Genomic DNA, 8125 nt, shown 5'->3' with positions numbered 1-8125 from the left:
CCATCTTAATTAAGATGGGTTTTTTAATGTTATGTAAAAGGAGGAGATTATTTTCTTCTCGCTTCTTTAATTCTAGCTTTCTTACCTGTAAGACCTCTAAAGTAAAAGATTCTAGCTCTACGAACTTGACCTTTTTTGTTTATTTCAATCTTTTGTAGTGCAGGTAAATTAACTGGGAAGATACGCTCTACACCAATTGTTCCAGACATTTTTCTAATTGTAAAAGTTTCTGTTAATCCAGATCCTCTTCTTTGTAATACAACACCTCTAAAAAACTGTGTTCTACTTTTTTCACCTTCACGAATTTCGTAGTATACAGTAATTGTATCACCAGCAGAAAATTCAGCGAAGTCTTTTTTTGGTACAAACTCGTCTTGTACAAATTTAATTAAAGATTCCATCTTTGTAGTTTTTATTATTAATTCAGAACAACATTCACGTATATCGCCAGAGGTTAACCCGAAATTGGCTGCAAAAATAAGTATTAATTACTAATCTGCAATAGTTTATTTAGTTTTTTTGACTATTACTTTTTTAGTTTTAAAAGGCGTGTGAATTTAAATATAGCCTTAAGTAATTATTAAAATTGTGTTGTCATTTGAGAAGGCAGTATGACTAAAAAATCTTTACAGATATTTTAAATTCTTCGCTTTGCTTTAAATGACAGCATAATATTTATTTAAGTTTTATAGGTATCCAAACTTCTTCTTCAGAGTCTGGACTATTGCGTTTTGCTTTCTCTCCTAATAAATTAAAATGTGGCCTTTGGTCTAGTTGGTATTTAGAGTTTGGTAACCAATTGGTATAAATGTAAGACATAAAAACACCAAAACCTTTAGGTAAACCTTTGTAATTAAATACTGCGTATAATCCAGAATCTAGATTAAAAGTATCCATACCTTCTGGAATAGTATCGTAGTTTTCTACTGCAACCGTTGCCCATTTTGTAAAGGTGTTTGCTGAACTAAAACTTTTGAGATAGTTGCTATTGTAAATTAATACTTCATATACATCTGTATTAATAGCATTTTTAATTTGCTTGCGTAGTGGCATAAAACCAGAAAACAACTGGAATGTTTTATTGCCTATTAAAGACATTTCTATAGAATGTCCAACAAGTTTTTTGCTTTCAAGCGTTATTATTTTTGGATCTTTATGCATTAATTATGTTTTTTCCAATCGTCTACTGCAAAAAGTATTAGGCCTAAACCAAACATTAAATAAACAACTAGATTAAAATACATAAGTACAATATGAATATTAACAACATCTCCAAATGAAACTAAACCATTATTAACAAAAGTCTGCACAACAGTTGTTACCAAAGTTAAAGCAGCACCTATTACTAATAAAATTGCACCAGCAGATTTGCTTTTGTTTGCTATAATAATACATCCTACAAGAATTATTAAATGAATAATAAAATAAAGTGCTTGCGTAATTATTATATGTGTATTGTAACTATCCATAATCTCCATAATATATATCTAATCTTCCAATAAATCTGGTCTGCGTTCTTGTGTTCTTTTATATGCTTGCTCTTCTCTCCATTTTTCAATATTAGCTGTATGACCACTAAATAATACTTCTGGCACTTTGTAGCCTTTGTAATCTCTTGGTTTTGTGTAAATAGGAGGCGCTAATAAATTGTCTTGAAAACTGTCTGTAAGTGCAGAAGTTTCATTACCTAAAACACCTGGAATTAATCTAATTATAGCATCGCATAAAACTGCTGCTCCTAATTCTCCACCAGATAATACATAATCTCCAATTGAGATTTCTTTGGTTACAAACATATCGCGAACACGTTGATCTACACCTTTATAATGACCACAAAGAATAATTATGTTTTCTTGTAGCGACAAGGTGTTTGCAATGCCTTGGTTTAAGGTATTGCCATCTGGTGTCATGTAAATAATCTCGTCGTAATTACGCTCTGCTTTTAAGCCAGAAATACATTTATCTATAGGTTCGCAACTCATTACCATTCCTGCGCCTCCACCAAATTGAGTGTCGTCTATAGATTTGTAATTATCTGTTGTGTAATCTCTTAGATTATGAAAGTGTACCGAAACCAATTTTGCTTCTATAGCACGTTTTAAAATTGAAGCTTCAAACGGGCTTTTAAGTAATTCTGGTAAAACGGTTATTATGTCTATTCTCATTATGCTTTGTATGGAAATGCAAAGATATAAGAATTGTTTTTAAGGTGGTTCGAATTTAAACTAACGCTCCATGGATAAGATCTCGTTTCAATGGATTTTATCCATTGTTAGAACGAGTGCCTTTTGGCAGTCGTGACGAGTTTTATCCGTTGAGCGTTAGTAACGAATGACGCAGGAATTCGTTACTAACGTTAAATATATGGCAAGTTGTGCAGAAAATAAGTAATTACTTTCGGTTTAACCACAAGCCAAATCTTTTGTATTTTGTTTTAATTTTTCTCTTTTAATACCAAATCAAAAGATTTGGCGACTTTGTAAATAAACAACAACTTTTGGATTAAGCATTAATCGCCTAATTTGCTATATATAGTGTTGTAAAGCGTTTTTATTTTTCTAGCACCAAAGCTTATTATTAGTACTAAAGCTATAAACGTCAATAATTTTATTATTAAATTTAGAATCAAATTGTTTGTTACAAAACCAAACTCATTATTCATCGACCAAGAACTTGGTAAGTAATCTCTATGAATTGTTGTAATTAAAATAATTATCCTCTCAAATGTTAGAATAAACATAAAGCTTATTAATATTCTTAAAATCAAGTTTTTTGAAATTCTTCTTAAACGAAATAGTTGAGTCAATATTAACCAAAATATATTTTGTCCCCAATAATACAAACTGTAACTAGAATAAAAAATTCTATCTAGATAATCAATTTTATCTGCTTTATCATTTAGTTCAAAATACCAAAAAAAAGTACCAATTATCCATAAACTAAACCATATTGCGCCTCCAGTGGTTATTGCATTTATAGCATATTTATCGAATTTATTTACCAAAGTTATTTCTTTATAAAATCTAGTTGTTATAAAGTAGATTATTGAATAAAATCCAAAAGTATAGAACAAATCTACTCTTAAAATATTACAAAAATCAAAAATGTAGTTTGTCAATTTAGCTTGTTTTTTTAATGCTTTATAACGGTTATAATGATATGAAATCGTTTAAATGTCTTATATCATTAGTTAGTTTAAATTCGAAGTTCGCGTATTTTTTTTACAAAGTCAAGTTTTTAGAATTAATTAGTGAAGAGTGATTACTTATAATTTTCCACAAAAATATTGTTTGTCCATTTTTCATTAAATTTGTTAAAACAGCACCAACATGAAAACGCTTCTAATAAAAATTAGCATCCTAGCTTTTGGATTATCCATTTTTTTACAAACAAACACAATTACTTCAAGTGATTATTTACAGGATTTTCAAGGTGTAGCTTATTACAAGTCTAAAACAAGAATGGACTTAGGAAATTGGGGAGCAAAATTAAGCGAAGAGCAGAAAAAACAAGTTGCTGCTAGAATGCAGAATAGATTAGAGAAAACTTATATTTTAACGTTTAATAGAGAAGAGTCCATGTTTAATGAAGAAGAAAAACTTGATGCACTTTCTGGTGCTACAGATTCTTGGGGAAAAAACTTTACGCCTGGAGCGCAATACAAAAATGTTAAAACAAATTCTCAAATACAGAATCAAGAATTTTACGGTAAGAAATTTCTAGTAAAAGATAGCTTACAGCCTATTACATGGAAAATAGCTGAGGAAACTAAAAAAATAGGGAAGTATAATTGTTTTAAGGCTACTGCTTTAATACCAACTAACGAATTAACTTGGTATGAATTTTCATGGAATAAATTAAGAACTAAAGAAAAAACAGCGACAAGTGAAGATGCAACCGAAGGTGAAATGGTTGAAATGACAGAAGTGGAAGCTTGGTTTACACCACAAATACCTGTTGGTCATGGTCCTTTAGAATATTGGGGACTTGCAGGTTTAATTTTAGAGGTAAGTGCTGGTGATACTACTTTGTTATGTTCTAAGCTTATTTTAAATTCTAGTGAACAAGTAAAAATTGAAGCTCCTGAAAAAGGAAACGAAGTTACGAAGCAAGAATACCATGCTATTATTATAGAAAAAATGAAAGAGTTTAGAAACAATAGAGGTGGACGCAGTAGAAACTAATTTCTGTTATTTAGAGAGATTATCATTCTCCCAAATATAGTGCAAATCTCCAGTTTTTTTCCATGCCATACCTTCGTATAAATGTTGCGCAGGATTATCTGTTTCGGTTTGTAAAATAACAAACTTGTAGTTGTCTTCTTTAGCTTTTCTTTTTGCTTGGTTTAATAAAGCGACTCCAATACCTTGTTTTCGGTAATTGCTATCCACAAATAAATCGTTTAAAATGTATAGCGATTTCATAGAAATAGAGGTGAAACTATGGAATAAATGCATGAAACCAACTGCACGCTCTTCCGCGTAAGCGATATAAAAAATAGTATCTTGTTTTTCTAAACGCGCTTTTAAAAATAGCTTTGCTGCTTCGGGATTACTAGTTTGTTTGTAAAATACTCTGTAACCATCGAATAAAGATAAGAGGTCTTTAAGGTGTTGTATTTCGGCTTTTATTATTATCATTGTTTTAGTGTTTTTTAAACAAAAAAAATCTGCAACCGAAGTTACAGATTTTATAGTTTATTTATAACAAATCACTTTATAGTTTTATGCAGTAACGCTGTACATTTTTTCTCTTAATTCTTTAATTTTAGAATCTTGCATATATTCGTCGAAAGTACTGTACTTATCTATAACACCATTTGGTGTTAATTCTATAACTCTATTACCTACTGTTTGTGCAAACTCATGATCGTGAGTGGTAAACAATACTGTGCCTTTAAAATTCTTTAAAGAGTTATTAAAAGCTGTAATACTTTCTAAATCTAGGTGGTTTGTAGGTTCGTCTAATTGTAAAACGTTTGCTCTAGTCATCATCATGCGCGACAACATGCAACGTACTTTTTCTCCACCAGAAAGTACTGTAGATTTTTTAAAGGCTTCTTCGCCACTAAAAATCATTTTACCAAGAAAGCCACGAATGTTTACTTCTTCTCTTTCCTCTTCGGTTTGAGCCCATTGACGTAACCAATCTATTAAGGTTAAATCGTTATTAAAAAAGCCACTATTATCTAACGGAAGATAAGATTGTGTTGTTGTAACTCCCCAATTAAATTTACCAGAATCTGCTTTTAGGTTGTTATTTAATATTTGATAAAAAGCGGTTGTAGCTCTAGAGTCTCTAGAGAATAAAACAACTTTGTCTCCTTTGTTTAGGTTTAAGTCTATGTCTTTAAATAATACTTCTCCATCTTGAGTAGATGTAAGTCCTTCGATATTTAATATTTGATCTCCAGCTTCTCTATCGCGCTCAAAAATAATGGCAGGATAACGACGACTTGTACGTCTAATATCTTCGATATTAAGTTTATCAATCATTTTTTTTCTACTCGTAGCTTGTTTACTTTTTGCTACGTTGGCAGAGAAACGACGAATAAATTCTTCTAATTCTTTTTTCTTGTCTTCTGCTTTTTTGTTTTGTTGTGCATGCTGTCTTGCTGCTAATTGCGAAGACTCGTACCAAAAACTATAATTACCAGAGAAGTGTGTAATTTTACTAAAATCGATATCACTAATGTGTGTACAAACGGCATCTAAAAAGTGCCTATCGTGAGAAACCACAATAACACAATTATCGTAATTTGCTAAAAAGTTTTCTAACCAAGATATTGTTTCGTAATCCAAATCGTTGGTAGGCTCATCCATAATAAGTACATCTGGATTTCCAAAAAGCGCTTGTGCTAATAATACACGTACTTTTTGCTTTCCATCAAGATCTACCATTAAGGTATAATGATAATCTGCATTGATACCTAAATTAGATAGCATTGCTGCTGCATCACTATCTGCATTCCAACCATTCATTTCTTCAAATTGCACTTGAAGTTCACCAATTTTTTCGGCATTCTCGTCTGTATAATCAGCATATAATGCATCAATTTCAGACTTTAATTTGTATAACGGCTTATTTCCTTTTAAAACGGTTTCTAAAACGGTGTCTTCGTCATGCTTGTTGTGGTCTTGTGTTAAAACAGACATGCGTTTTCCTGGTTCTAAATGTACATGCCCAGAATTAGCTTCTTGCTGACCAGAAATTATTTTTAAAAACGTAGATTTTCCAGCACCATTGGCACCAATAATTCCGTAGCAATTTCCATTGTTAAAGGTTGTGTTTACTTCGTCAAAAAGTATGCGTTTGCCAAATTGTACCGAAAGATTTGAAACTGATAACATGTATTCTATTTATTTTAAATTGAGAAAGTTTTTATTAAAGCACTTCATTTTTAAAAACTTATAAATTAAAGCCTTTTTGTTTTTTAACGTAAAAGCTTTAGTTATTTGATATAAGTTTTTTGCAAAAGTAAATAATATCTTCGGTTTGAGAAAGCAAAAACGTTGATATATATCTAGTTTCAATAGCTTTAAAACCAATCAATTAACTTAGTTTATGTTCAATTTAACAACGCGTTAACACCTATGTATGATTTCAAAACATACATTTGTTAGCACTAACTACCGTGTACGCCTTTTTTTATGAAATTTAATTTTTTAATAATTGTTCTAATTTTAGCAGTATCGCTATCATCTTGCAAAGCTGATAAGGATGAAACTATTGTTAGCAAAGCTTTTTTAGGAGGTGAAATTATTAATCCTACCAACGATTATATAATAATCTCAAAATCTAATGCCTTACTAGATACGGTTTTACTAAATAGTGAAAATAGGTTTTCTTACACACTAACAGATTTTGAGTCTGGTTTGTACTCCTTTTATCATGGTAGAGAATATCAAAATTTTTTAATAGAAGATAAAGACAGTTTAATGTTACGTTTAAACACTTTAGATTTCGATGAGTCTTTAGTTTATACAGGAGTAGGAGCGAAGGAGAATAATTTTTTAATGGAAATGTTTTTGTTAAATGAACAGGAAGACGATAAAATTCTTGGTTTAGGACAGAAAACTGTAGAGAAATTCGATAGTATTTATAAAGCGTCAAGAGATTTAAAGCTAAAAAAACTAGCAAAGATTAAACTTAAAACAGAAACTTCTGTTCTGTTTAATGAAATTGCTGAAACAGGTGTAAATTATGAATATTATGCACACAAAGAACTTTATCCTTTAGTAAACTATAAAATATCCGAATTAGATGCTTTTAATAGTTTACCAAAAGATTTTTACGATTACCGAAACACTATAGACTATAATAACGCTACATTAAAGGACTATAGTCCATACCTTTCTTTTTTAAGGTTTCACTTTAATAACCTTGCACTGCAAAGTCATTTTAAACACTCTAAAGACAGCGTTTATAATAAGTTAGATATACACTATAATCTTGATAAACTGTCACTAATAGACCAAAAAGTAAGCAACGAAGATATTAAAAACGACTTGTTAAGAAATGTTTTAAGACAGTTTATAAACATGTCTAAAAACACAGACGATTACGACCAGCTGCTTCAATCTTTTGCTTCTAAAAGTAGTAATAAAAAAGATGTAGAAAATGCAAAGCAGTTTGTTAGCGCTTACAAAAAATTAAAAACAGGAAATAAAATACCTGATGTTAAGTTGCTAGATAGAACAGATAAAGAGACTAGTATTTACCAACTTATAAAGAAGCCAACGATAGTTTATTTTTGGTCTAAAAAAAATAAAAATCATTTAATATCTTCTCACAAACGTGTTAAAGAGTTAAATGTAAAATACCCAGAGTTTAAATTTATTGCAGTAAATACAGATTCTATATCTTACAGCGAGCAAGAAAAAATATTAAGTCGTTATGGTGTTAAAAACCATAACGAGTACCGCTTTAAATCTCCAGAGCAGTCTAAAGAAACACTTTCTATAAAGCCCATTTTAAAAGTGTTTATACTTAATAAAAATGGAACTATTGTAAACGCAAAAGCAAACATGTTTAATATTGCTTTTGAGCTAGAATTATTAGGTATGCTAAACCAATAATACTTTAAAAAAATAAATTAAAAAAGTCCTGAAAAATATATTTTTCA

Annotated in this window: 9 protein-coding genes; 2 read left to right on the top strand and 7 right to left on the bottom strand. The window is 30.2% G+C overall.

The features are described 5' to 3' along the window. Positions 1-47: 47 nt before the first annotated feature. The 5 genes from rplS to Q0C58_RS09225 form a co-directional block, all read right to left on the bottom strand. Positions 48-401, bottom strand: coding sequence for a 50S ribosomal protein L19 (gene rplS, locus Q0C58_RS09245; RefSeq protein WP_290700454.1), 354 nt, complete (start codon positions 399-401; stop codon positions 48-50). Between the two features lie 274 nt (positions 402-675). After that, on the bottom strand, positions 676-1161 hold the full coding sequence (locus Q0C58_RS09240) for a GyrI-like domain-containing protein (RefSeq protein ID WP_290700451.1): 486 nt from the start codon (positions 1159-1161) through the stop codon (positions 676-678). After that, entirely contained in the window at positions 1161-1469 is a 309-nt protein-coding gene (locus Q0C58_RS09235; protein ID WP_290700447.1) for a hypothetical protein, read from the bottom strand. The genes Q0C58_RS09240 and Q0C58_RS09235 overlap by 1 nt, the downstream gene beginning before the upstream one ends. 18 nt (positions 1470-1487) lie before the next feature. Beyond that, positions 1488-2165 carry a tRNA (guanosine(37)-N1)-methyltransferase TrmD gene (gene trmD / locus Q0C58_RS09230; protein ID WP_290700444.1) on the bottom strand — a complete coding sequence of 226 codons (678 nt, stop codon included), beginning with the start codon at positions 2163-2165 and terminating at the stop codon, positions 1488-1490. 344 nt (positions 2166-2509) lie between these two features. Beyond that, positions 2510-3118, bottom strand: coding sequence for a hypothetical protein (locus Q0C58_RS09225; RefSeq protein WP_290700442.1), 609 nt, complete (start codon positions 3116-3118; stop codon positions 2510-2512). Between the two features lie 211 nt (positions 3119-3329). Between Q0C58_RS09225 and Q0C58_RS09220 the strand changes: the two genes are divergently transcribed. Then, positions 3330-4184, top strand: a complete 855-nt coding sequence (locus Q0C58_RS09220; RefSeq protein WP_290700439.1) for a GLPGLI family protein — start codon at positions 3330-3332, stop codon at positions 4182-4184. 6 nt (positions 4185-4190) lie between these two features. On the opposite strand, the gene Q0C58_RS09215 is transcribed toward Q0C58_RS09220, so the two are convergent. Together Q0C58_RS09215 and Q0C58_RS09210 are read right to left on the bottom strand one after the other, a co-directional pair. Further along, complete coding sequence (locus Q0C58_RS09215) at positions 4191-4640, bottom strand: GNAT family N-acetyltransferase (RefSeq protein WP_290700436.1); 450 nt, start codon at positions 4638-4640, stop codon at positions 4191-4193. 84 nt (positions 4641-4724) lie between these two features. Continuing rightward, positions 4725-6350, bottom strand: a complete 1626-nt coding sequence (locus tag Q0C58_RS09210; RefSeq protein WP_290700433.1) for an ABC-F family ATP-binding cassette domain-containing protein — start codon at positions 6348-6350, stop codon at positions 4725-4727. Positions 6351-6650: 300 nt separating this feature from the next. Between Q0C58_RS09210 and Q0C58_RS09205 the strand changes: the two genes are divergently transcribed. Beyond that, positions 6651-8078, top strand: coding sequence for a hypothetical protein (locus Q0C58_RS09205; protein WP_290700430.1), 1428 nt, complete (start codon positions 6651-6653; stop codon positions 8076-8078). Positions 8079-8125 lie beyond the last annotated feature (47 nt).

The sequence above is a fragment of the Lacinutrix sp. genome (assembly GCF_023299985.1).
GTDB lineage: Bacteria > Bacteroidota > Bacteroidia > Flavobacteriales > Flavobacteriaceae > Lacinutrix.
Note: the sequence above shows the minus strand (reverse complement) of the source record. Positions and strands in the feature narration are given on the sequence as shown.

What these genes read in the sequence shown, in the direction of transcription:
- rplS (WP_290700454.1), bottom strand. Translation starts at nt 401, where the DNA reads ATGGAATCTTTAATTAAATTTGTACAAGACGAGTTTGTACCAAAAAAA.
- Q0C58_RS09240 (WP_290700451.1), bottom strand. Translation starts at nt 1,161, where the DNA reads ATGCATAAAGATCCAAAAATAATAACGCTTGAAAGCAAAAAACTTGTT.
- Q0C58_RS09235 (WP_290700447.1), bottom strand. Translation starts at nt 1,469, where the DNA reads ATGGATAGTTACAATACACATATAATAATTACGCAAGCACTTTATTTT.
- trmD (WP_290700444.1), bottom strand. Translation starts at nt 2,165, where the DNA reads ATGAGAATAGACATAATAACCGTTTTACCAGAATTACTTAAAAGCCCG.
- Q0C58_RS09220 (WP_290700439.1), top strand. Translation starts at nt 3,330, where the DNA reads ATGAAAACGCTTCTAATAAAAATTAGCATCCTAGCTTTTGGATTATCC.
- Q0C58_RS09215 (WP_290700436.1), bottom strand. Translation starts at nt 4,640, where the DNA reads ATGATAATAATAAAAGCCGAAATACAACACCTTAAAGACCTCTTATCT.
- Q0C58_RS09210 (WP_290700433.1), bottom strand. Translation starts at nt 6,350, where the DNA reads ATGTTATCAGTTTCAAATCTTTCGGTACAATTTGGCAAACGCATACTT.
- Q0C58_RS09205 (WP_290700430.1), top strand. Translation starts at nt 6,651, where the DNA reads ATGAAATTTAATTTTTTAATAATTGTTCTAATTTTAGCAGTATCGCTA.